The 23935-nt window shown below is 53.6% G+C and carries 22 protein-coding genes; 11 read left to right on the top strand and 11 right to left on the bottom strand.

Features of this window, described 5'->3' with window-relative positions:
• Nucleotides 1–12: 12 nt before the first annotated feature.
• Complete coding sequence (locus KB890_RS21210) at nucleotides 13–2262, bottom strand: sensor domain-containing phosphodiesterase (protein ID WP_004180875.1); 2250 nt, start codon at nucleotides 2260–2262, stop codon at nucleotides 13–15.
• Between the two features lie 370 nt (nucleotides 2263–2632).
• Between KB890_RS21210 and KB890_RS21205 the strand changes: the two genes are divergently transcribed.
• Entirely contained in the window at nucleotides 2633–2806 is a 174-nt protein-coding gene (locus tag KB890_RS21205; RefSeq protein ID WP_004174861.1) for a YfgG family protein, read from the top strand.
• A 96-nt stretch (nucleotides 2807–2902) separates the two neighbouring features.
• Here the strand turns inward: KB890_RS21205 and KB890_RS21200 are convergent, their stop codons facing one another.
• Entirely contained in the window at nucleotides 2903–3814 is a 912-nt protein-coding gene (locus KB890_RS21200; RefSeq protein ID WP_004221278.1) for a LysR family transcriptional regulator, read from the bottom strand.
• A 73-nt stretch (nucleotides 3815–3887) separates the two neighbouring features.
• On the opposite strand from KB890_RS21200, the gene KB890_RS21195 reads away from it, so the two are divergent.
• The 3 genes from KB890_RS21195 (at nucleotide 3888) to KB890_RS21185 (ending at nucleotide 8444) form a co-directional block, all read left to right on the top strand.
• A complete protein-coding gene (locus KB890_RS21195; protein WP_004149291.1) occupies nucleotides 3888–5120 on the top strand; it encodes an MFS transporter in 1233 nt (410 codons plus the stop codon).
• A gap of 293 nt (nucleotides 5121–5413) precedes the next feature.
• Nucleotides 5414–6592, top strand: a complete 1179-nt coding sequence (locus KB890_RS21190) for an anaerobic sulfatase maturase (RefSeq protein WP_020325283.1) — start codon at nucleotides 5414–5416, stop codon at nucleotides 6590–6592.
• Nucleotides 6576–8444 (top strand): sulfatase-like hydrolase/transferase, encoded by a 1869-nt coding sequence (locus KB890_RS21185; protein ID WP_004180884.1) that lies wholly within the window; start codon nucleotides 6576–6578, stop codon nucleotides 8442–8444. The genes KB890_RS21190 and KB890_RS21185 overlap by 17 nt, the downstream gene beginning before the upstream one ends.
• A gap of 193 nt (nucleotides 8445–8637) precedes the next feature.
• Here KB890_RS21185 and KB890_RS21180 read toward each other — a convergent pair whose 3' ends face one another.
• The 3 genes from KB890_RS21180 to KB890_RS21170 all read right to left on the bottom strand — a co-directional run bounded on the left by KB890_RS21180 (nucleotide 8638) and on the right by KB890_RS21170 (nucleotide 11771).
• Entirely contained in the window at nucleotides 8638–8835 is a 198-nt protein-coding gene (locus KB890_RS21180; RefSeq protein WP_001297329.1) for a hypothetical protein, read from the bottom strand.
• Between the two features lie 61 nt (nucleotides 8836–8896).
• On the bottom strand, nucleotides 8897–10687 hold the full coding sequence (locus tag KB890_RS21175) for an ATP-binding protein (RefSeq protein ID WP_001297331.1): 1791 nt from the start codon (nucleotides 10685–10687) through the stop codon (nucleotides 8897–8899).
• Between the two features lie 7 nt (nucleotides 10688–10694).
• Nucleotides 10695–11771, bottom strand: coding sequence for an SIR2 family protein (locus KB890_RS21170; protein ID WP_001297336.1), 1077 nt, complete (start codon nucleotides 11769–11771; stop codon nucleotides 10695–10697).
• A gap of 736 nt (nucleotides 11772–12507) precedes the next feature.
• Between KB890_RS21170 and KB890_RS21165 the strand changes: the two genes are divergently transcribed.
• The 7 genes from KB890_RS21165 (at nucleotide 12508) to KB890_RS21135 (ending at nucleotide 16207) form a co-directional block, all read left to right on the top strand.
• Nucleotides 12508–12717, top strand: coding sequence for a TraC family protein (locus tag KB890_RS21165; protein ID WP_000101768.1), 210 nt, complete (start codon nucleotides 12508–12510; stop codon nucleotides 12715–12717).
• A 2-nt stretch (nucleotides 12718–12719) separates the two neighbouring features.
• Nucleotides 12720–12944, top strand: a complete 225-nt coding sequence (locus tag KB890_RS21160; protein WP_001565720.1) for a hypothetical protein — start codon at nucleotides 12720–12722, stop codon at nucleotides 12942–12944.
• A gap of 270 nt (nucleotides 12945–13214) precedes the next feature.
• On the top strand, nucleotides 13215–14006 hold the full coding sequence (trbJ, locus tag KB890_RS21155) for a P-type conjugative transfer protein TrbJ (protein ID WP_001297334.1): 792 nt from the start codon (nucleotides 13215–13217) through the stop codon (nucleotides 14004–14006).
• Between the two features lie 2 nt (nucleotides 14007–14008).
• Nucleotides 14009–14191, top strand: a complete 183-nt coding sequence (locus KB890_RS21150) for a hypothetical protein (RefSeq protein WP_001565722.1) — start codon at nucleotides 14009–14011, stop codon at nucleotides 14189–14191.
• A gap of 41 nt (nucleotides 14192–14232) precedes the next feature.
• Nucleotides 14233–15732: a P-type conjugative transfer protein TrbL gene (gene trbL / locus KB890_RS21145; protein ID WP_211778004.1), complete on the top strand. Its 1500-nt coding sequence runs from the start codon at nucleotides 14233–14235 to the stop codon at nucleotides 15730–15732.
• Nucleotides 15729–15902, top strand: coding sequence for a hypothetical protein (locus tag KB890_RS21140; protein ID WP_001565726.1), 174 nt, complete (start codon nucleotides 15729–15731; stop codon nucleotides 15900–15902). Before trbL ends, KB890_RS21140 begins: the two co-directional genes overlap by 4 nt.
• Nucleotides 15899–16207, top strand: a complete 309-nt coding sequence (locus tag KB890_RS21135) for a hypothetical protein (RefSeq protein ID WP_001297325.1) — start codon at nucleotides 15899–15901, stop codon at nucleotides 16205–16207. The genes KB890_RS21140 and KB890_RS21135 overlap by 4 nt, the downstream gene beginning before the upstream one ends.
• A gap of 740 nt (nucleotides 16208–16947) precedes the next feature.
• Here the strand turns inward: KB890_RS21135 and KB890_RS27705 are convergent.
• From KB890_RS27705 to guaB, 6 genes are all read right to left on the bottom strand, one after another.
• Nucleotides 16948–17058 (bottom strand): hypothetical protein, encoded by a 111-nt coding sequence (locus KB890_RS27705; protein ID WP_232192652.1) that lies wholly within the window; start codon nucleotides 17056–17058, stop codon nucleotides 16948–16950.
• 455 nt (nucleotides 17059–17513) lie between these two features.
• Nucleotides 17514–18572, bottom strand: coding sequence for a replication initiator protein A (locus KB890_RS21125; protein ID WP_001297333.1), 1059 nt, complete (start codon nucleotides 18570–18572; stop codon nucleotides 17514–17516).
• 80 nt (nucleotides 18573–18652) lie between these two features.
• The gene (locus tag KB890_RS21120; RefSeq protein ID WP_021542196.1) at nucleotides 18653–18883 is read right to left on the bottom strand and encodes a helix-turn-helix transcriptional regulator; all 231 of its coding nucleotides are present in this window, start codon (nucleotides 18881–18883) and stop codon (nucleotides 18653–18655) included.
• 282 nt (nucleotides 18884–19165) lie between these two features.
• On the bottom strand, nucleotides 19166–20374 hold the full coding sequence (locus KB890_RS21115; protein ID WP_001297323.1) for a tyrosine-type recombinase/integrase: 1209 nt from the start codon (nucleotides 20372–20374) through the stop codon (nucleotides 19166–19168).
• A 308-nt stretch (nucleotides 20375–20682) separates the two neighbouring features.
• A complete protein-coding gene (gene guaA / locus KB890_RS21110; RefSeq protein ID WP_004151979.1) occupies nucleotides 20683–22260 on the bottom strand; it encodes a glutamine-hydrolyzing GMP synthase in 1578 nt (525 codons plus the stop codon).
• 67 nt (nucleotides 22261–22327) lie between these two features.
• Nucleotides 22328–23794 carry an IMP dehydrogenase gene (gene guaB, locus KB890_RS21105; protein ID WP_004151980.1) on the bottom strand — a complete coding sequence of 489 codons (1467 nt, stop codon included), beginning with the start codon at nucleotides 23792–23794 and terminating at the stop codon, nucleotides 22328–22330.
• Between the last annotated feature and the right edge of the window lie 141 nt (nucleotides 23795–23935).

Raw genomic sequence — 23935 nt, 5'->3', positions numbered from 1 at the left:
CGAGCCGGGCGCTTACGCCCGGCTTTTTGCTGTTCCGCCGGTCATCTCCTCCGCCAACTGCGTCAGAGGTACCGGTACCCCGATATCATAGCCCTGCATATAATCGATCCCCAGCGTGATGACCGCCTGACGTATTTCCGGCGACTCCACATATTCGGCCACCACCTGCATGTTCTTCATACGCGCCAGACGACAAATAGAGTCCACGACCTGGTAATCAAGACTGCTGGCAAGCAGATTGCGAATAAAACTGCCGTCGATTTTAAGAATGTCGACGTTCATTGTTTTTAACCGGGCGTAGCTGGCGTAGCCGGTACCAAAATCATCGATCGCCACCCGGCAGCCCAGCGCCCGCAGATGCTCTAAAGTCTGGCAGACCAGCTCGGGATTGCTGAGCGCGTAGTTCTCGGTCAGCTCGAAAATAATCTGCCATGGCTCAATGTTGTAGGCCTGCAGCAGCGCTTCGACCTCCTGAGGAAACTGGCTGCGGCTCAGCGACACCGGAGAAAGATTGATCGCCAGCCGCAGACCGGGCAGCGCCCGCCGGTTGTCGTCCATAAAGGCCAGCGTATGCTCAATAACCCACTGGTCCACCCGCGTGGACAGCCCAAACTCGTGCGCCACCGGCAAGAACTCGTTTGGCCCCGTTAGCTCACCCGACTCCCCTTCCATCCTCACCAGCACTTCATGATAGCGATCGCCGCGAATGCCCTGGATAGGCTGCGCCATCAGGACAAAATGGTCATGTTCCAGCGCTTTGAGAATGCGGTTCATCATCACGACTTTATCTTTCAGATCCTGCTGAACATGGCCCGCGCCGCGGCGCTGTAAATTTTCCGGATGGCCGCTGGCTAACGACATGTCGGCAATGGTGTTCAACTCGCCAAGCAGTAAATACAGATGCTTGACCGGCGAGCGAACGTTGCAATAGCTCATGCCGATCCGCGGCTGCAGGGGGACCCCGTCCCAGTGGAAACGGAACTGTCGCAGGGAGCGGTCAATTAAGTGAATGCGCGCCTGGTGCCCTTCGCTATTGAGACGGAACACTAAATCGTGACCGGCAAGATGATATACCGCTTCGTTGGGCTGCAGCAGCGTTCTCAGGTGGTTCGCCAGCATTTGCTTATACTGGATTCGCAAAAGTACCCCATAGTGGCGCCCCAGCAGTTCAAGCTCAGGAATGCGCAGAAAACAGAGCGTCGACCAGCTCGTGCCGTTGAGCGCCCGGCTCAGCGCCCGCAAGTTCGGCATATGAACCACCGGGTCGAGGAAGGCCATCTGCCGGACGCGAGCGTATATCAGCCGCTGCTGTGTCGCCAGCATCGCCGTATAGGCGACAATAAACGAGAATACCAGATAGCTTGATGAGGTGATCGCCAACTGGGTGTTATAGCTTGGGTAAATTGGTAAGTAACGGTAATGAAAATGGATCACGGCAATCAGCACCGGCGTCCAGATCAGTGAGATAAAGCGATAGCCAAAACGCATGGCACCCCAGAGCATCACCGGCATCAGCAATGACAACGTATAATTCGTACTAAATATGGTGCTGCTATCATTAAGCGGCATCAATAATAGCCACAGTAGCAGAATTAATACCGTCGCCCAGCAAATGATTTCAATTTTTTTTATTTTTGGATCAATTTGTAAGCGAACCTGAGAAATAAAGCCGCGTAAATGAAAAGGATTACGAATGACCCGTAACACAAAATAACACAGCGGCATGCCGGTCAGGCACCCTACCATTAGCGCCTGAAAGGTGATTAATGAACGTAAACTAAATGGCGTAACGCCGGTCATTTCCGTTGTGCGCGGATGGAGTCCAAGATATTCGGCAATCTGTGACAAAATCAGAAAAATGACCGAGGGGAGCAGCATTTGCCAGAACAGACGATGCGGCATCAGTCGGACGTTGCCGTGTGAGACCTGCTGACGCTGGGGGACAAAAATGCGGTAGCCGCCCCAGCAGAGCACGCAGGGGATAAGGAAATGGAACAGTACACCGATGGACTGCTCAAGCATCATGCCGTGGGCCAGAGTTAACAGCAGGCCAATAATAATGCCAGGGATCGCCGCCCAACCAAAAAACATCATCAGGCTGAGCACCAGCGCCAGGGGAAGATAATACAAAAATACCATATGACCATTGAGCATGGTGTAGGTATTCGCCCATCTGGCGACCGGTAATAACAGCGCAGGCAGAACGAGCGGTAAAGCCCACCACTTGTCGCGATATTGTTGATAGTATTTTAATAAATTCATAGGTGCTCTACAGAGTGCCTCTGCTCCCGCGAGGCATATTCAGGCAGGCATCCAACCACCCATGCTGACCGCGTAAATAATAACGATACGGTAACGTCCGCTGATTTTAGTGGCCAAGAGAAGGAGACTATTGATATAAATCAACAAATGCTGACGCCAACATTAATAAATCTTATTTTTCCCGACATTTCACGGCTAATAAAGTGAGCATGTAAATACGACGATTATCTTATATAACATTAATTAATGTTTTCACTGCCGCACTTTTACATCTGCATCAATTGACCCCATCTCGTTCCTGTGCCTTAATACCCCCATCGCCCATCTTCGGGTATACTTCAAGGATCCTTTTGTGAGTCAGGCACCCAGTATGCGTAAACGACATCGATTTAACCGTCGCATGACCCGTATCGTACTGCTTATCAGCTTTCTCTTCTTCTTTGGACGCTTTGTCTACTCCTCCATCGGCGCCTGGTACCATCATCAGGATAAAAAAGCGTCGCAGGAGTCATCGCTCACCGTCGAGCCCTCCCCCCGCGAGTAATCCTTTGATTCTAATACTGCAAGCGCCACACTCCGCAGGCAGAGCCGCTCGCTGCTGAAGTACTGTCTTTGATGCGGTAATTTTGCCGTCGGCGATTTATAAGCGCACGGTATGCAGCAGGCGCAGCATTTCAGCGATACCTTTTGTCACAATTTTGTCCTGACGCATGACTACCGCCAGCTGTCGGTATAGCCGCGGCGCCAGCGAGTGTACGCGTAATCCGTCGCGATCCTCCACCCGCTCCACCGCCATGCGGGGCACGATGCTGTAGCCCAGCCCTGCCCGCACCATGCGCTTAATCGCCTCGATGCTCCCCAACTGCATTACCGGCGTCACCGCCAGTCCCGCCGAGCGGAACCAGCGGTCAATCAGATCCCGCGTGCCGCTACCCGCCTCGAAGGCAATGAGCGGCTGCGCCTGCAGCTCGGCGGGAGTATAAACCGCCGGCATCTCCGTCTCGCGGCTGGCATAGATGGTCACGAACTCCTCATCTAACATCGCAGTCACCGCCAGACTGCGCCCCTGCACGGGCAGCGTGACCAGCCCGAGATCGAGCCGGTTTTCTTCCACCGCGCGGACGATATCCAGCGTGTTGCCGGTGGTCACCCCCACCGTCAGCAGCGGGTGCTGCTGACGAAGATGCTGCAGCAGCGGTGGAAGAAGATGAATGCAGGCCGTCGCGCCTGTCCCCAGCGTCAACGATCCATTAACCTCCTGACTGAATGCGCTGACCGACTGCACCGCGCTATTCACCGCCCGATCGATCTGCTCGCTGTGGGCCAGCAATGCCATTCCTGCCGCCGTCGCCTTGATCCCACGTCCGGTTCGCTCCAGCAGCCTGGTCTGTAAAAACTGCTCCAGCTGACGAACCTGCAGGCTGACGGCAGGTTGGGAGATCCCCAGCGCGTCGGCGGCGGCAGAAAAGCTGCCGCGCTGTACGACCAGCCGGAAGGTCGCCAGATTTCCCAGGTTCAGTGTTGTCATAAAAGTTTCTCTTATACCGCGCATAAGGTGGCCGCTCTGCCAGAACAATAGCCTGCCGGGTATGCTCAGGACAACTGTCTTAACGGAATGAAAAACCATGGAAATAAACGCTATTCCCCGACGCCTTGCCTTCACCGCGGGCGGTCAGCAACTCATCAACTGGGGGATCTCTTTTTATATGCCCGGCACCTTTGCCGGGGCTATCGCCGCCGACAAAGGATGGTCCTTGCCGCAGATCTATCTCGGCCTGACGCTTGCGATGCTGATGATGGCCGCTGTCTCCCCGTTCGTTGCCAGGCTGCTGGCTCGCTTTGGCGGAAGACTGGTGGTCACCAGCGGTACCTTACTGATAGCCGCCAGCTGCGCCATGATGGCCTGGCGCCCTTCGCTGGCCGGCTGGTACGGCGCCTGGCTGCTGACCGGCATCGGCATGCGGCTTTCACTGTATGATGCGCTGTTCGCCGCAGTGGTGAATCTGTACGGTCAGCAGGCGCGGAAAACTATCTCTCATATCACTCTCGCTGGCGGTCTGGCCTCTGCCCTCTTCTGGCCGCTGGGCGAGGCGTTATTAACCATCATGCCCTGGCAGAATGCCCTGCGGATCTATGCGCTGTTTGGCCTGCTGAGCGCATGGCTGAGTTATCAACTGCCTCGCCAGCGGCTCAATTCAGCGGCGAAATCACCAGCCTCGCCAGCGACAGCAGAGGGCGACCGGCGTAACGGGGCGCGTTACGCGATCTTTATTGCGCTGATCACCTTCATCTCTAACGGTACCTCTACCCATCTGCCGGAGTTTATCAGCCACTTTGGTCTGCCGGTTGCCGTCGGTATGCTGTGGGGATTCGGCCAGACCGGCGCCCGGCTGGGGGAAGTGCTGGCCGGTCCCCGGGTCACCTCACTCACGCTAACGCGTTTTACTGCGCTCGCCATGCCGCTCTGTTTTCTCCTTGGATTGAGCAGCACGACCTTTGCCGGATGCGCAGCCGGATTTGTGCTGGGCTATGGCGCGATTAACGGGCTGGTGACGATTGTCAAAGCGACGCTGCCGCTGGCGCTGTTTAGCGCAGAAAGCTACGCCAGCCGCACGGGTCTCCTGCTGATCCCCGGGCAACTGATGGCAGCTGTTTCACCCTTTGCCTACGCATGGCTGAACCACCGGCTGGGCATTATCGGCGGAATGTGGGTGTCCACCGGGTTAACGTTGATCGTTGCCGGACTGGCGCTGGCGATTGTGCGCGAGGCGGGTAAGGCGCAGGATGAACGTAATGTAGAATATCCGGCAGCGGCCGTTGACCAACCGATAGCCAAAAACAACCTTGCTGAAGAGTAAACGTGGATCACTACGCCCTTGATAATTTACGCCTGCCCTTATAGCCATATGGCAGGCATTATTCATATTATAAATTTTTAATGAAAATACATTCACCAAATCAATGATGAAATTTTTAAGAGAATAGCAGGGCATGCTGTCACCTGCGAAAAATAACGATACCGCCTGTATTTTTCGCTTGCATAATGATCCAAAAAATAAAGCCAGTCGCCATCGGTAACATTAGCCACACCTCCGGTAACACAATTAGCTTTACTCTCTTCCTCATCGAAAACGTTCGAGCATAGCAAAGAATGAGCGCTAATTTTAATACCGTAGCAAAACCCGGCGGCAATCGATGCAATCTGGCCTGTCGGTATTGTTTTTATCTGGAAAACGAGGTTCCGCGTCCAGGGTATGCCACCATGGACGACCTCACGCTGGAAGCGTACATTCACAACACCATTTCATCGACCCCCTCGCAAAACGTCGAGTTTTGCTGGCAGGGCGGTGAGCCTACCTTATGCGGGCTGGATTTTTTTGCAAAGGTGGTCGAGCTCCAGCAGCGTTACCGTGGTAACAAAATCATCGCCAACAGCCTGCAAACCAACGGCATCTTGCTGAACGATAAATGGGCTCGTTTTTTGCGTCGTCATGGATTTCTGGTCGGATTATCCATTGATGGCCCTGCGTCACTCCACGACACCTGGCGTACGACGGGCTGCGGAAAACCCACCTGGGAAAAAGTTGTGCAGGCCATACGCTGCCTGCAGCAGCATGACGTTCCGGTAAATGCCATGGTGGTGGTCAGCCGCCAGTCTGAAAGCCAGGGGAAAAGTCTCTATCGCTGCCTGAGCCGCGAGCTAAACCTTCACCATCTCCAGTTTATTCCTCTCGTTGACTCCCCTGCTCCCTGGTCAGTTACCCCTGAGGGCTGGGGCAAATTTTTGTGCAGTGTTTTCGACGACTGGCTGGAAAACGATGTTGGCAGGGTGTTTATCCAGTACTTTGATAATCTGCTCGGCGTATGGGCCGGCCAGCCCGCCACGCTCTGCACCATGCAGCCTGTCTGTGGGCAGAGTTTACTGGTGGAGCAAAACGGCGATGTCTACAGCTGCGATCACTTTGTCTCAGCGGAATATAAACTGGGTAATCTGAAGCAAGATGCTATGGCAGCGATGGCGAGCTCGCCATTTCAGCAACAGTTCGGGAAGCAAAAGGGCCAACTCTCTGCCCGCTGTCAGAGCTGCCACTGGCGCTTTGCCTGCCATGGGGGATGCCCTAAACACCGTTTTACCATCCATGACGACGAAGCACAGAATTACCTGTGCAGCGGCTATTTAGCCTTTTTCGGCCATATCACGCCCTATATGAACGTCATGCGAAGGCTTTTATTAAATTGCCAACCGCCCGCGCTCATTATGAGTCTTATCCCGGAGATTCGGCAAAATATATTACAATTAACGGAGTCTGAAGATGAAAGAACCAAATAAAATAGATGGAAATCGCCGCGATCTCCTCAAAGGTCTGGGGATTGCCGCTGTCGTGAGCCTGTTACCAGAGACGGGAAACGCCGCGCAAAATAATGCCGCCGCGAAAGCGGCATGGGATATTCCTTTCACCGGCGAAATCCCTGACACACTGCCCGAAGGCTACAATATTTTACTAATAACATGCGATCAGGAACGTTATTTCGAGCGGTATCCCTTTCCGGTGCCGGGCCGGGAACGCCTGATGAAAACGGGTATCACTTTTACCAATCATCAGAACACGGCCAACGTTTGTACGCCATCGCGCTCTGTCATGTACACCGGGCTCCATATGCCGCACACCCGGATGTTTGATAATCTTGGCTTCCCCTGGATGAATTACGATCTGGACCCGGAATTACGTACCGTGGGCCATATGATGCGTGAACTGGGTTATTACACGGCGTATAAAGGTAAATGGCATCTTACCCGGGAGATCGATCAGCCGGTCGCTGGTAAATCGGTAGAAGAAATGGACCTGGGCGAGATCCCGACGCCGCGACTGCATGAAATTATGGAAAAGTATGGTTTCTCTGATTATCACGGCATTGGCGATGTCATCGGGAAAAGTAAGGGCGGCTATTTCTTTGATTCAGTCACCACGGGGCAGACCATTAGTTGGCTACGTAACACCGGCCGCCCGCTGAATGATGAAAATAAGCCCTGGTTCGCGGCAGTAAACCTGGTTAACCCCCACGATGTCATGTTTATCGACACCGATGAGCATGGTGAGCAGGTGCAGTGGAAAGGGCCAATGGATAAAGAAAACCACACCCTGCTGCCAACCCAACCCCCGCACAACCAAATCTATCAGCAAAGCTGGCCAGACTATCCGCTGCCTGCAAACCGCCATCAGTCGCTCGATGAGCCTGGCAGACCTGCCGCCCATAAAGAGTACCAGAATGCCAGGGCGGTGATGGAGGGACAGTTCCCCGATGAAGACCGGCGCTGGCGCAAATTACTGGATTATTATTTCAACTGTATTCGCGATAATGACCAGCATCTTGAGGCGATTCTCAATGAGCTGGATAACCTGCAGCTGACGCAAAATACGATTATCGTCTTTACCGCCGACCATGGGGAACTCGGTGGCTCCCACCAGATGCATGGTAAAGGTTCCTCGGTGTACAAAGAGCAGATCCATGTGCCGATGATCATTCGCCATCCGGCGTATCCGGGAAATATCCGCTGCAACAGTTTGACCAATCATCTGGATTTAGTACCGACCCTGATTGGTCTGACTGGACGCGATCGCTCGCTGCGAGAGAAAGTCCTGGAGGGCAGAAAAGGCCGGGATATGAGCCCATTACTGGCGCATCCTGAGCAAGCGGGCTTAAATGCGCTGCGTCCGGGTTCGCTTTATTGTTACGGCATGATCCTGTATATGGATGCACAATACACGGCAAAATTCAGAAAGCTGGCTGGAGAAAAACTCCCGCACGATCAATTTAAAAAAGCGATCGCGTCACTCCATCCTGATTTTTCCCATCGCTCAGGGATCCGTATGATCAACGATGGACACTATAAATTTGCCCGCTACTTTTCGCTCAAGCAGCATCATATTCCTGCTACCCTGGCCGAACTGCTGGAGAATAATGATGTTGAACTTTTCGATCTGGTTAACGACCCCGAAGAAAATCATAACCTCGCCCGGGAGCCAGAGAAATACCGGGATCTGTTAATGACTATGAACGATAAACTCAATCAGCTCACTGCCGCTGAGATTGGCGAAGATGATGGCAGCTATATGCCCCCGTTTGAAGGAAGCCAGTGGGATCTGACGGCGGCCCAGATGCATCAATATATGCGCGATTAGCGCTTGCCGTCAGGTGGGAGACCTTAATGTAGCAGCTATAAAAAAACCCTCTGTAAACACAGAGGGTTTCGTTTCATTCAGCTAACGCCGGGGATTACTCCCACTCAATTGTAAATTAACTAAAAACACCCGTACAAATCAACACCTTGAAACCATGCCTATTTGTTGAACCATGAAAAATACCATGCTCAAATCAGAGAGGTAGAGCGCGCTCTGTATCGGTGTCATCCGACCTCTCATCACCTGCCGAGGCCGTGACCATCTGCCGCAACAGAATGGCTAGCTCAGCAGGGTTGCCTTCGCGGCAGACTTCAGCAAGCAGCTCCGCTGCATACGTCGGATGGGCGCGGAAGTGCTCGGCCATCGCCACGTTATGCGGTCTATCTTTCATTTCGTGTATCCTTTTCGATAAGTTAGCAAATAGCCCATATCAGCTCAGACTAAATCGTAACTCAATCGTTGGTCCGCGACTGTCGACGCATGTTCTCTACGGCAGCAATCAAATCAACGTCGGCCTTTGGCTTATCCCAGCGCGTCCAGAACGGAATAGTTGCGCTACGAGGCTCATGCTTGGGCTTAGACATTTTAATCCGTGTGGGTAGCAATGTTGCATCTCCCACAACGACAGCTTCACCTACGTCCAGCGTCGGCAGCACCTCCATCAACCCCTCCAAGCTCTCGGGCAAAAGTTGCTTAACTACAGATTGGTCTGTCTTATTAGCGAGACGCAAACTTATAATGTTGCTACATTGACTCAAAATGGTTGTACTCACATCAGAAGGCCTCTGGCTAACCACCATTAAACCAACACCGTATTTACGTCCCTCCTTCGCGATGCGCTCGTAGTTCTCCAAAGCCCGCTTTTCTAATGGTCCAGTAGAGGCTGCACTGCTGGGAAGGTACAAGTGTGCCTCATCACAAACGATCACTACTGGATGACGTCCATCACCATCTTTACCCGGATCGCTCCAGAACTGAATTTGATAGATCAACCTCCCAACCAAACCTACTACAACAGGCAAAATATCTGAGGGAACTTCTGAAAAGTCGATAATTTTGATACCTGGATTTACACCATCTGCAACATTTCCCGTACCGAGCAACTTACTCGCTAGTTCGTGCAATGCTTCATAAGTTTCGTATTCCTTGGGAGATTGATACATGAAGGCATAACGTCGATCATTCATTTTTGTCTTCAACCGAATGAGGAATCGAGAGAGTTTGCCGTTCAATGGACCTTTTTCAGTCTTAGGCTGCCCCTTCTTCGCCCCAGTGACGTATTCTTCCCCAGTTGGAATAACTTCTTCATTTTTCTTATCAAGGGATTTAACCAAGTCATCTAAATTGTAAGGTACTGGCGTATCGACCGTAAAACCTTCAAGTAATTCATGTTTGCCAAGCGCCGCTATGGCAGCACGCTTCATCTCTACCACGGAATCCATAAGGGCCAGAGCCTGATTAGGTGCATTATCTCCCGAACGATCAACAAATACCGATTGCATCTCATCATAGGTCAGCAACCAGAACGGCAGAAAAATTGCACCATCCCCCTTCGACTTAATATCGCTAATGCCCGCGATACGATAATGGGAAGCGAACTTCATACTGGAATATTCGCCATGTAAGTCAAGAACAACAATATTGGCGTGAGCTAGCTGCGCAGACTGTTCAAGTATGGAAGCAACAGTGAAAGATTTCCCTGAACCGGTGCTCCCCAATAACGCCGCATGACGTTGAAAAAGTTTATCACCGTCAATATAAGCACTAGCTTTGCCATCTAAAGTATAAGTACCCACTTTGAGCGGCGCGACTGCATCAGCTTTAGATGACGCGCTTAATATGCCCATAAAATCTTCGAGTGACTTTTCCTCAATAGGGAACACTGACCTATTAATCTCTGGCAATATAAATACTGCACGCGTAAATACATCCTTTCGCAGGCCATCACGAGAACGATAAGTTCCTACCAAACTTATAGAAATTCCATTTTCTTCTTGCGGCACTGCTGACAAATCAATTGTTTCATCTACTTCTGGAAACGAAGGCAACTCTACTGGATGTCGCCAAACTCTTTCGATAATTCCAATTAACCATTCATCTCCTACAGATTGAATAGCTACTAATCTTCCAACTCGTGCTTTCTGTAAACGCTGGCCGTCAGTCACTCGCACAGTTATTCTTGAGGTTTCAACACTGCGAACTTCTCCCAAGGATTGCTCTTCTGAAAAATTAAAAATACTCATCGCGCTCTCACTCCAGAAATTTTTTGAGGAAATCGTCAAGTTGCCAAAGAGGCTCGGACACTCTGAACTGCTCACCATTCCAATGACAAATAGCTCCATCACCATCCTTAAACAAAGCGATCACGTGAGGATGTTCACCGAGCAACCGATCAATGCTGGAGGTTGAATCACGAGTGACTATGATTGCAGGCATTCCAGCCGCCAAACGGTGTTTGATAACGCCTTGTAAATGATCATCGTTGAACCCGAAACCTATACACAGGAGAGCTTGAGCCTCCGCAAGTACCTGATTCATCTCAGTACGCATTGCGTCAAATAGGGTGTTGACTAATGCGTCTTGGTACTTCGAAGGGCCCGGCACAACAATAGCTCGCTCAGCAACAGATACGTCATTTAGTACTTCAATTGGTCCATCTTTTGTTGTCAACCAACTGATAGAACCGTGCGGTTTGTATAATCGCACCGTTTTACATAGACGGTGATCGACCTGCTGTTGGCGCTTTTCGGCTACTAACACTCGGCTGTATTGAGTTTGAAAAAGCGGATGAGGTCGCGGCCTACGCCGTCGAAACCCCATAAATCCAGTGTCTAACGGCAACTCTGCCAGATCGCAAAAGAGCTCTAGCAGGGTATCGTAATTTGTCGTGATGACATGAATGCTTTCCGCATTCTGAGGAGATCCTAAAAATAGACGCTTCAGAAGGCGTGAGGGGGCATGGTGGTCCGCTATTTTTTCGACAAGAATTTGCGCCTCTGCCGCTATTGTTTTATCAAGAATTAGCTTCGCTGTTTCCCCACGGATTGCCGACAAAATCTCATCCCACCCCGCCATTCCAAGTGGAATATTATTTAAGCCTGTCTCCAAATTCTCCTTTATCGCATTAATTGATTGGGTCCAAGCATTCCGTGCCGAATCCGTCGAGAGTGCGTCATAAACGTTATTAGCCAGATGCTCAGCCAACGCCCCCATCCCTGGCAGGCCATAACCACATGAGAATCCCGACCCAATAAGTAAAACAGGTGTTTTGCGGAAAACCCCTTGTATATTTGCAAAAAAATCCTCTGGTAGCTCGACTGCCGTCATACCCACCTACTTCAACAGCCCTCGAAGTGCGGAGGCACTTCGAGCAGCGAAGGTTAATTACAGAAAATCCTTATCCGCAATCATCACGAAGCTATAAGCGTCGTGCATCTGCAACAGCAAGAATCTGAACGGACAGAATCCCCCCCAACAAATTGTCATTACTGCATATTCATCATACACGCAGCAACTAATAAAAAAAGACAGCTTATTGCACATAGGTAAATTGAAAATGGGCCATACCAACAACTGTGAGAAATGACTCCATTCGGTGCCCGTGGCTCCTTTGTCGCGGCAGCGACCGTTAGCCTCGCAGAGCAGGATGCCGTCGAACCGTAGGTGAGTAAGGGGCGGTGTTGGACTGGTGCGGGCTTGCCCGTACCGGTACAACACACATCCTGCCGTACTGCTTCATGCGATTCTATGCGACTGGAGCAGAATGGCCAGTAAAATATGGCGTAATCGCGTACATTCGCGTTAATTCGCATACATTCGCATAGCATCGCATTAATCAATTCTTCTAATCGCATAGAATCGCATACATTCGCATAAAAACGCGTTTCCGACTGAGTTCATGAGCATCAGGGACGGACTGACACCAAAAGGAGGGGGCTTTGAGAGGCCATCAGCTAGGCCAGCCAAATCTAAGTCTTGTAAATTGCTCGACTCGGGTGAGAACATAGCCTCCGTTTACGCGCTTTTTTTCGAAACTCGATCATCAAGAAACAACGGAGTAATCATGGCACGAAAAACCCTCGCAGAGCGCCGTTCTGATGCCCTTTCAGAGCTTGAAATGGCGAAAGCCAGATTGGCAAAACTCGACAATGAGGCAGCAGAAAGAATAGGAAGAATTGCAATAAAGTCAGGATTGGTTAATCTTGAGCTTACGGACGATCAGGTCCGGGAAGAATTCGACAGAATCGTGGAAAGGATCAGCAAGGGGAATTGATCATGAAGACAGCTCACCGCATCAGCGCATTGGCCAATCAACTCAACGAACTGCAAGCCTGCCTCGGTCGAGCCAGTGGGCGGCCTAGCAACAGCGTTATGGAAGCCCAGCGCATAGCGGCCGAGCTGGCTTCTTCACTCGAAGATTGGCACCTTGAAACGCTACACATTCCTGAACCGGAGCGTGACCTCTATCGCGCACAGAATCCCTATTACGCTGCCCACTGACACCGCGCACTGCCCTATCAAAAGCTCACTTCGGTGGGCTTTTTTTGTCCGCAAAACGTATTCCATGTGGATAGGCAATTTTCGCTATCTGCGTCAAATAAAGTGCCAAGAAAAACAAAGAATTGCGAAGGTTTTTGTTTTGAAAGGCGGACAATTTACGGACAATAAGACATTGATTTTATTGAGAAAAAGTTCTCTATACTGCTGGAAATCACCGGCATTGTGGGGCAATAATTAAACCTCGGACGATGACAAAACGAGGTATTCGGTATGGAACTAGAATCGCAAAAAATGTCGGCTTATGCCGCCCGAAAATTCGGTCGAGGCGCGGCGCTCGCTCTTGCAATGGCAAGCGCAGGCCTTGGTGTAAGTCTCTACATGGCACCGGCTCCGGCCTATGCCATCTACTGCTCGAACTGCTCGACGTTCTATCAGCAGATGTACGAGTACGCCGAAGCGGTCAACACGCAACTGAACACGGCCCAGCAGTTGCAGACGCAGATCCAGCAGTACGACAACATGATTAAGCAGGGCATGTCACTGCCCAGCCGCATGTTCAACACCATCACTGGCGACCTTCAGCGCGTGGCCAGCATCTACAACTCGGCGCAGTCGCTCGGCCGCAACATCAGCAATCTGGACGAACAGTTTCGCCAGCAGTTCAAAGGCTATGACAGCTATCTGAACTCGATTGGCCAAGGGCAAAACAACATGCCGCAGCGCTATCGGGACTGGGCACAATCCGGCTTCGATAACGCCCGCACGGCCATGCAGGCCGCTGGCGTAAATACGAGCACATTCGAGGATGAGAACGCGATGCTGGATCAGTTGGTGAGCCGTTCGCAGTCGGCCGTTGGCCGTCAGCAGGCCATTCAAGCCGGGAACGAGATTGCGGCGCAGAACGTGCAGCAGCTCCAGAAACTGCGCGATCTGGTGGCCACGCAAATCACCCTGCAAGGCAACTACATGGCCAAACAAACCGAACAGGAAGCCGTGAAGGACGCGGCCAGTGAAAGGTTCTGGGGAGGTACAGACACTCCCGGCCCATCCAAGGGGTTTTGATTATGACGATTTCTAAGATTCTTCTTTTGGTGTTGTGTCTCGGTTCTGCTGTGGGTGGGGCCGTAATGACTAGCGTCGTCATTTCTTCGGGCGAAGAATGTTCGGCTTCACAGAAGCAAAAAGCGGCGGCTACCAAAAAGTTCTGGGAAGGGAAAGACGAACCCGGCCCGTCGAAGGGGTTTTGATTATGAGTAGACCACTCTTTCTAAGTTGCGTCGGGATAGCCATGCTGTTGATGACCGGGAGTGCAATGGCCGCCGGTTTACAAAGTAATGTGGAGATGAACGGGCTGCTAACAGACATTCATAATGCGTCTGCTCAGTGGGGGCCAAAGTTGCAGGGCTATGCCAGAAACTTGCTGTTCCTGCTCGCTGGGATTCAGTTTGTTTGGACGTTCGGCAACCTGATTTGGCAAAGCGCCGATGTTGGCGAAATGTTCCGCGAGCTGATCAAGTTCGTCATGACGATAGGCTTTTTCCTTGCCTTGCTGACGTACTCCACAGAGTGGAGCACGGCTATCGTGAACAGCTTCCGCGAAGCGGGATCGCAAGCCTCCGGGTTTGCGCAGGAGTTGATGCCCGGTGACGTGTTCACCTTAGCTATCAAATTGGCACAAAAAGTCCTGTCGAACATTTCGTTGTTTGACCTCGAAACTGCGGTTGTGATTGCGCTATCCGGCGTCATCATTTTGCTGTGCTTCGCGTTCATCGCCGCGTTTATGTTCGTTACGCTTGTCGAGTCGTATGTGATTATCAATGCGGCCGTGCTGTTCATCGGTTTCGGCGGCTCACAATGGACACGGGAATTTGCAATAGCCCCGCTTCGCTATGCCGTTGCGGTAGGCGCTAAGCTGTTCGTCCTGACCTTGATTGTCGGCCTGATTATGTCCGTATCGGACAGGTGGTTCGCCAACTACGACGGCACTATTGGGCCAACATTGACACTATTGGGCCTGTCCTTGGTGTGCGCCTATCTGTCTCGGTCTATCCCGGAGCTGATTGCGGGCATGATCACCGGCTCATCATTTGGGGGAGGCAGTGCGATCGGCGGCATGGCAATGGCGGCCGCTGCGGCGGCTACTGGCTTGGCGGCAGGCACCATGATGGCGGGCGGCGCAAACGCGGCCGGTGGTGCTGCGGGTGCTTTGGGCGGCGGTTCTGGTGGTGGCGCTGGCAGTGGACTGGCCGACAGCATCAATGCCAGCATGGCCGGTGGCCAGCAGAACCCCGCAGCGTCCGCCATGCCGTCCATGAACAGTGCGGCGACCACAAGAACGACAACGGGCGGTAGCGCAGCAGCTCAGTCAGCCGGTTCTCGCGTCGGTGGCTCGCAGGCGGGCAAATCGCCGTCAGGTAGCGGCATCAACAGCCAGAGCGACACTCCGCGCAGCAGTGGTCTGAGTGGGCCGCAGCAGGCGGCGCAAACACTGAAAAAAGCGGCCTCCGGCGCGAACAACTTGGCTAGTGTGGCCGCCCGCGGCCTCGGGACGCTCGCCGCTATCTCTGTGCCGGGTATGGAAGGCGCGGCGAGCATGGGCGGCGGCCCCCCACCGCAAATGCCTGACAGCGATGAGGGTGACGAAAAACGTCCAGCTAACAGCGGTGTATCCGCGGATGTTGCCGAAGAAACAAACGTTATTCGTCCCGCACAAGAACCGTCCGCCGCCCCGGCTCAACCGAACGGCGTGGAGAAATCCAACAACCCGAAACAGGAAAGTGAGGCATGAACCCGTATAGCAAACCAATCCCCGGCACCCTTGCTCGCATGAAGGTGCCCGGCATGTCAGCGGAAGCGGTGGCTAAGGCTGACGCGCCAATAGCGGTTGGGAACCGCCAGAGCGATGAAACCCAATCAACTGCTGCCAAGGCGGCCAATGCACCGGAGACTGACCAATGATTGAATATCTGATTTTTTGCGTGGTGGCCTTCGCTGCCGCCTTCGGCATGTACTTGCTGCGCGAATACCTGCGCTCGCGGGGCTATGGGCCGCAACTCGATGCGTTTGCGCGGTGGCTGGAACCACGAGAGCAACGCATGAACCGTTATCGCTTTAAGGCTGCTAATGGCCTGTTTGGGGCGGCGCAGTCCATCAACCGCCTGCCCCTGTTCGGAAGCAAACATCAGGTGGTAATGATAGAGCAACTGCGCATGGCCATCATGTCCGAACAAGCACTAAGGGAGCGCCAGCAGCGCCGCAAATGATCTCGCCCGCCCTGCCAAGTGCAGGGCTTTTTTATGGGCACCAAAAGAAAGGCTCCGGCCGATCCGGCCCTACGTCTCGCAAATCGGCTGTAATGACAGCGTAAGCGCTTTTATGGTCCTCCCCGCCACACAACTCTAGCCCCCTCTGAAAACGGCTCTCCGGGCCGCCTGCGAAGCCTGACACTCGTTTCAAAGTAGGGGCAGCCGCCCCTGTGAAGATAACCCCGATACACGGGGCACAGGGTCAGTGCGGGCAGCCGTCTATTACACACCGCAAAAACGGCGTGTATCGCGCTGTGAGAAGTTTTCACACATGATAGCCATAACCCCATTCCGACACTGAAAAAACGCCGCCACGACCCATACGGGAGGGATTCTGGAACGCTTTCGCAGGCCGTTAGAGGCCTTATGTGGGTTTTGGCCCTGCCCTTCCCTTTTTGGTGCCTGATGTCTTTTTGCCGGTTTCAACGGCTCGACCAGGTGCTGCGACCGGTGGGTAATCCACGGAACTAACCGCGTCGACGACGGCAGGCCCGCCCTACCTTTTTTTGGTGCCCAACGGCCGTAGGCCGACCAAGAGCAGCAAGCGATGAGCTGCGCCATCAAGGCGCGGCGCTTAGCGCGCATGCTGGAGATTCTTAGAGAATCTTGGATGGAATTTGCGAACGGCCCGCAAAGGCCCGCCGTTGCTGGGTTTTCAGAAACTGGCCGGGTGCCGTTAAGCAGGGGGTTGGGTACTGTTAAACAGAGGGTGAGGTGCCATTAAACAGGGGGAGCAGCGTTACGGTCGGATGCCTTGGGTCGCCCGTTTCCCATTTGCCCTTAGCGTACTCGTCCAGCCTCCAACCCACGGCAGCAAGCTCGGCCAGCGCGTTGGGGCGGAGCGAACGCCTTTCATGAGGGAGGGGAGCTGCCGCGAAGCGGTGGGAACCCCGCAGGGGCCACGCTTTTGGATCGTGGCGCGATTTCGCACCAATAGGAGTTCCGAACTAACGGATGGGGGCCATCGACTTATGCACAGGCAAAAGGGTTTTAAACAGTTTTATATATAGTTTTAAAAGATTTAGCGTAAAAAGAAGGAAATTTACTCTTTTAATTCAATGAATTACGCGCAATACCGGTTCCTAATAGACGGATACCGGTTCCTAATAGACGGCGAAACGGTTCCTAATAGACGGTTTCAGGTTCCTAATAGACACTCTATCCACAGCGTGGCGGGTTGTTCCCACTTTGTCCGTAAACTGTCCGTCAATCAAAATGAAAAAAGCCCGCAACGGGGCTCTTTTGCGATCTCACTCACCGTCTATTAGGAACCGCCCAGCGGTTCCGACGAGGAATTGCGGTGCCTCATGACCAGTAGAGGGCCATCCTTCCCCGCTTCTTCGCACAAGGCATATTCAGGCAGGTCATCGGCTTTGATGATCCCGCGAAGGAAGAAACAGAATTTTTTGAACGAGCCACCGCTTCCACTGCGTTCGTAAAGGGTCTTGAAAGCCCATTTAGCGCTATCCCTGCCTGCGGCACGGCGAGCCAGTCGGTAGATAAAGCGTCCTATGCCCGGCTCGATCAGAAAGTAGTCCCGGTGTACTGTAAGTACCTCCGGCCGCTTGCCCTCGGTGACTTCTCGATAAATCCACTCCGGGGCTTCAATCTCGACAGAACTTATCTTCTTGGTGTCCGTGCGTGACAGAACACGATAGCGCGCGATCAGCCCCTCGGCTTCGGTTGTCCGGAACTTGCCGCTTTCGCGCACTGTCTTGATGGTAGTACCCCGCAACCGATCTAGCGCGGCTTCCACTCCCTTAACCTGACTACTACCGTTACCACGTCGGGCAAATCTGAGGATGTCGCTAACATGCAGCCGAAACACTCTCCCCGGCTTGCCACCCTTTCCTTCTCGATAGCGGTTCATAGCTTCGGTCAAGTGAGACACCATCATCAGCACAATGTCGTAGTCCCAAACGGAGGCCATTCCGTGCGCTCCTGCGGACACTTCCACGTATCCATCCGGCAGGTCGTAGCGGATCAGTTCTCCGGCTCGCTTGTCCTTCTTGGATAAACGGAACACGGCCACATCCATGACGCTGCGATTGTCGCGGCCGCCCACGTCATAAAGGCTGGGCGCAAAAAAATCTGGCTGAGCGTCGCCTTGTGGAGGCTTGCGGACAAGTGACAACGCTTTGTCCCGCTCTTTTGCCCTTTCCATCTGTTCATGCACGGTCGAGACGTTAGACGGTCTACCGCGTTCAGCAGCCGGAGTTCGGTCACTGTTCCGCTTCCTGATATTTTCAAGGCGTTCCAGTAGCCCGCCAGAGTCGCCTATTACCGCGCCTATGGGCTTAAGACCGCTGTTTCGGCTACTCATGCACGGCCCAACCGGAGCTGTATTAAGCCCAGTACAAGCGGTCTACTCGTAAATGTTGCCTGCAAGTTGGCCGCCACAATTCAGGCCCCCATTCCGGGACGAGGGGCCGAGCCGGAATGTTTGCACGCATCAATCCATGCCTCGACCTCGGCTAAATCCCACACGACCTTGCGACTACTAAGTGCGATGCGCTTAGGGAATTTTCCCTGCTTTTCAAAGTTGTAGATCGTGCGCTCGCACAGTGGAATCATCTCCAGCAGCTGCTTTTTGCTAATGAGAACTTTACTCACTCTCCTTAATTCTCTTTCCACACCGAATACCTCGTTTTGTCATCGCCCGAGGTTTAATTATTGCCCCACAATGCCGGTGATTTCCAGCAGTATAGAGAACTTTTTCTCAATAAAATCAATGTCTTAGCGTCCGTAAATTGTCCACCTTTCAAAACAAAAACCTTCGCAATTCTTTGTTTTCTTGGCACTTTATTTGACGCAGATAGCGAAAATTGCCTGTCCATATGGAATACGTTTTACGGACAAAAAAAAGCCCACCGAAGTGGGCATTTCGCTACAAAATGCAGGTCTCAAGACTCCGAATCAGTCCTTGAGGCGGGGCTTCCTGATTGTCCACTCGTCAATCATGTCCGCCCAATCCTGTAGCATTGCCCGCCGCTGATCGCGGTACTCGGCCTTGTTGTAGATGGCTCGAACGCCCTTCTGTTCGTGCGCAAGGCACTTCTCGATCCAGTCAGTGTTATAGCCTGCCTCATGCAGCAGCGTGCTGGCTGTACGCCGCAAGTCGTGCGGTCCGAACTTGCCAAGCGACTGCCCTTCCTTCTGGGCCAGACGATAGGTCAGCGTGAGCACCTGATTGAGCGTGGCGCTGCTCATCGGCAAGTCCGAGTCATAGCGCGATGGCAGCACGTACTCCGAGCCGCCCGCGAAGGTTTTCAGAGCTATGAAAATGTCGAGCGCCTGCCTCGACAGGAACACCAGATGGGGATTGCGGCGCTTCATCCGCTCCTTGGGGATTGTCCAGAGCGCTTCGGTGAAATTGATTTCGCTCCACGTTGCGTTGGTCAGTTCGCTTTTGCGTACCATCGTCAGCAACAGCAACTTGGCGGCCGCGCGGATCGAAGGTGTGGTGCCAATGCGCTCCATGTACTGGTACATCAAGCCGATTTCATCGGGCGTAAGTGCTCGATCTCGCGGCTCAAACTTTGCAATAGTCGACGGGCGCACCAGATCGGCCGGGTTCTCAACCTTCTGGCCACGTTCTATAGCCCAACGGAAGACCTGCATCACAATTTCGCGGCAAAGCACGGCCGTTGCCGGTGCCCCGCGCTCCACAATCGCATCAGTCAGCGCCCGTAAATCCTCATGGGTGATTTCTGTCAGCTTCTGGTTACCGAACTTCGGCTTAAGCTCGCGCTCGAAGGTAGCTCGACGCATATCGCGGGTAACGTCCGCCATTTGATAGCCGCGTAGCCATTTTTCGCCCCAAGCACCAAAGTTTTCAGCGTCCTTAACGCGGGCTTTGTCCCGCGCCTTCTCTTTGGCTGGAGATTTCCCTGCGGCGATCATCTTCTTGGCTTCGCCCAGCCGTTCGCGAGCTTCCGCTAGCGTGATCCCTCCGACACCGTAGCGGCCGAAGGTGATGGTCTCCTGCCTACCGTGGATCGAGTAGTTGTAGCGGAATGAAATCGAACCCGCTGGCGTGATGGCCACGTAGAGGCCGTCACGGTCATTCACTTTGTAGAGCTTGTCCTTTGGCTTGAGGTTGCGCAGCTTGGTATCGGTCAGCATGGTCGGGTTAGGTTTCCTCTCAAAAATACCATGCTCAAAAAGCCCCACAAATTCTCAAAAAACATCTTTAAGAACAATGTGTTACCTAAATTCAGTACCATGAACACCCCATCAGGGGCGGCATGGTATCGAGTGCCGAACATGGCATCAGGTTCAAATTGTACCATCTACCATGCCATAGAAACGGGGTGCTTGGCGATGCGAAAATTTGCCAGACATTGCTACGCCAAGAACGAAAAAAGCCCGCAATTATGCGGGCTTATGGGTGTTTTAATGCTCTTTGGTGCCAGTCTATGCCGGACGTGGGATCACTCCCACTCAATCGTTGCTGGCGGCTTGCCGCTGATGTCATACACCACGCGGGAGATACCGTTCACTTCATTGATGATACGGTTGGAGACGCGGCCGAGAAAATCATACGGCAGGTGCGCCCAGTGCGCGGTCATAAAGTCGATGGTTTCCACCGCACGCAGGGAAACCACCCAGTCGTATTTACGGCCATCGCCCATCACGCCGACGGAACGAACCGGCAGGAACACAGTGAACGCCTGGCTGACTTTGTTATACAGGTCAGCTTTGTGCAGCTCTTCGATGAAGATAGCGTCCGCACGACGCAGCAGGTCGCAGTACTCTTTCTTCACTTCGCCTAGCACGCGCACGCCAAGGCCGGGGCCCGGGAACGGGTGACGGTAGAGCATGTCGTACGGCAGGCCCAGTTCCAGGCCGATCTTACGCACTTCGTCTTTGAACAGCTCACGCAGCGGCTCAACCAGGCCCATCTTCATCTCTTTCGGCAGGCCGCCCACGTTGTGGTGAGATTTGATGACGTGCGCTTTACCGGTGGCGGAAGCGGCAGATTCGATAACGTCAGGGTAGATGGTACCCTGCGCCAGCCATTTGACGTCGTCCAGCTTCAGCGCTTCTTCGTCGAACACTTCCACGAAAACGCGACCGATAATTTTACGCTTCGCTTCCGGATCGCTTTCACCCGCCAGCGCGTCGAGGAAACGCTGCTCGCCTTCAACGTGAACAATGTTCAGGCCAAAGTGGTCGCCGAACATCTCCATCACCTGCTGCGCTTCGTTCAGGCGCAGCAGACCGTTGTCCACGAATACGCAGGTCAGGTTTTTGCCGATAGCGCGGTGCAGCAGCATCGCAGTCACCGAAGAGTCCACACCGCCGGAGAGGCCGAGGATCACTTTGTCGTCGCCAACCTGCTGACGGATACGCTCAACGGCGTCGTCAATGATTTTCGCCGGGGTCCACAGCGCTTCGCACTGGCAGATGTCGCGCACGAAGCGCTCCAGCATACGCATTCCCTGACGGGTGTGGGTCACTTCCGGATGGAACTGCACGCCGTAGAAGCGTTTTTCTTCGTTGGCCATAATGGCGAACGGGCAGTTGTCGGTGCTGGCGACGGTTACGAAGTCCGCTGGGATGGCGGTCACTTTGTCGCCGTGGCTCATCCACACGTCTAGCAGCGGTTTGCCGTCTGCGGTCAGGGAATCTTCGATACCGCGCACCAGCGCGCTGTCGTTAACCACTTCAACCTGTGCGTAACCAAACTCACGCTCGTTAGAACCTTCTACATGGCCGCCCAGCTGCATCGCCATGGTCTGCATGCCGTAGCAGACGCCAAATACCGGCACGCCGGCTTCGAACACATACTGCGGCGCGCGCGGGCTGTTCTCTTCGGTGGTGCTTTCCGGGCCGCCGGAAAGAATGATGCCGCTTGGATTAAATTCGCGGATCTGTGCTTCCGTGACATCCCATGCCCACAGCTCACAGTAGACGCCCAGCTCACGCACGCGACGCGCCACCAGCTGAGTATACTGAGACCCGAAGTCGAGGATGAGGATGCGATGTTTATGAATGTTTTCCGTCATTGACGCTAATTCCGAGGCAAGTGAAACAGAGTAAATAAATCGCCCGACGCAAGGTCGGGCGAAGAAATCAGGAGCCCAGACGGTAGTTCGGGGACTCTTTGGTAATGGTCACGTCGTGAACGTGGCTTTCCTGAATGCCCGCACCGCTGATGCGTACGAATTCAGCTTTGGTACGCAGCAGGTCAATGGTACCACAGCCGGTCAGACCCATACAGGAACGCAGACCGCCCATCTGCTGGTGAATGATCTCTTTCAGGCGGCCTTTATAGGCCACGCGGCCTTCGATACCTTCCGGCACCAGTTTGTCAGCGGCGTTATCGCTCTGGAAATAGCGATCAGAGGAGCCTTTGGACATCGCGCCAAGGGAGCCCATCCCGCGGTAGGATTTGTAAGAGCGACCCTGATAGAGTTCGATTTCACCCGGGGACTCTTCGGTACCCGCCAGCATGGAGCCAACCATCACCGCCGCCGCACCGGCGGCGATCGCTTTGGCGATATCGCCGGAGAAACGGATACCGCCGTCAGCGATAACCGGAATACCGGTCCCTTCCAGCGCTTCCACCGCGTCGGAAACAGCGGTGATCTGCGGCACACCCACGCCGGTGACGATACGGGTAGTACAGATGGAGCCCGGGCCGATGCCCACTTTCACCGCGCTGCAGCCGGCTTCCGCCAGCGCGCGCGCGCCTGCGCCAGTGGCGACGTTGCCGCCGATGATCTGCAGGTCAGGATATTTCGCGCGCGTTTCACGGATACGCTGCAGAACGCCTTCTGAGTGACCGTGCGAGGAGTCAATCAGCAGAACGTCAACGCCTGCCGCTACCAACGCGTCTACGCGCTCTTCGTTGCCGGCCCCGGCGCCGACCGCCGCGCCTACGCGCAGACGGCCCTGCTCATCTTTACAGGCGTTCGGTTTACGTTCTGCTTTCTGGAAGTCTTTGACGGTGATCATGCCGCGCAGGTGGAAGCTCTCATCCACGACCAGCGCTTTCTCAACGCGTTTTTCGTGCATCTTAGCGAAGACCACTTCACGGCTTTCGCCTTCACGAACGGTGACCAGACGCTCTTTCGGCGTCATGTAGACGCTGACCGGCTGGTTCAGATCGGTGACGAAACGCACGTCGCGGCCGGTGATGATGCCAACCAGCTCGTTTTCTTCGGTAACCACCGGGTAGCCGGCGAAACCGTTGCGCTCGGTCAGCTCTTTCACTTCACGCAGAGTGGTCGTCGGCAGAACAGTCTGCGGGTCGGTGACCACGCCGGACTCATGTTTCTTCACGCGACGAACTTCTTCCGCCTGGCGCTCGATGGACATGTTTTTGTGAATAAAGCCGATGCCGCCTTCCTGTGCCAGGGCAATAGCCAGACGCGCTTCCGTTACGGTATCCATGGCTGCGGAGAGCATAGGAATATTCAGACGAATGGTTTTCGTCAGCTGAGTGCTGAGATCGGCAGTATTCGGCAGAACGGTAGAATGAGCGGGAACGAGGAGGACGTCGTCAAACGTCAGGGCTTCTTTAGCGATACGTAGCATGGGCAATATCTCGACCAGGGTGGATAAATATTGCCGTGGCATTATACAGAGCGTAACCGATTGCATCTACCCTTTTTTGCAAATAATACTTGCCATCCCCTCTGAGCGCGTTACTATCGACTGAATAACCTGCTGATTTAA

Origin of the sequence: Klebsiella sp. P1954, from assembly GCF_018199955.1 — a bacterium.
GTDB lineage: Bacteria > Pseudomonadota > Gammaproteobacteria > Enterobacterales > Enterobacteriaceae > Klebsiella > Klebsiella pneumoniae.
Note: the sequence above shows the minus strand (reverse complement) of the source record. Positions and strands in the feature narration are given on the sequence as shown.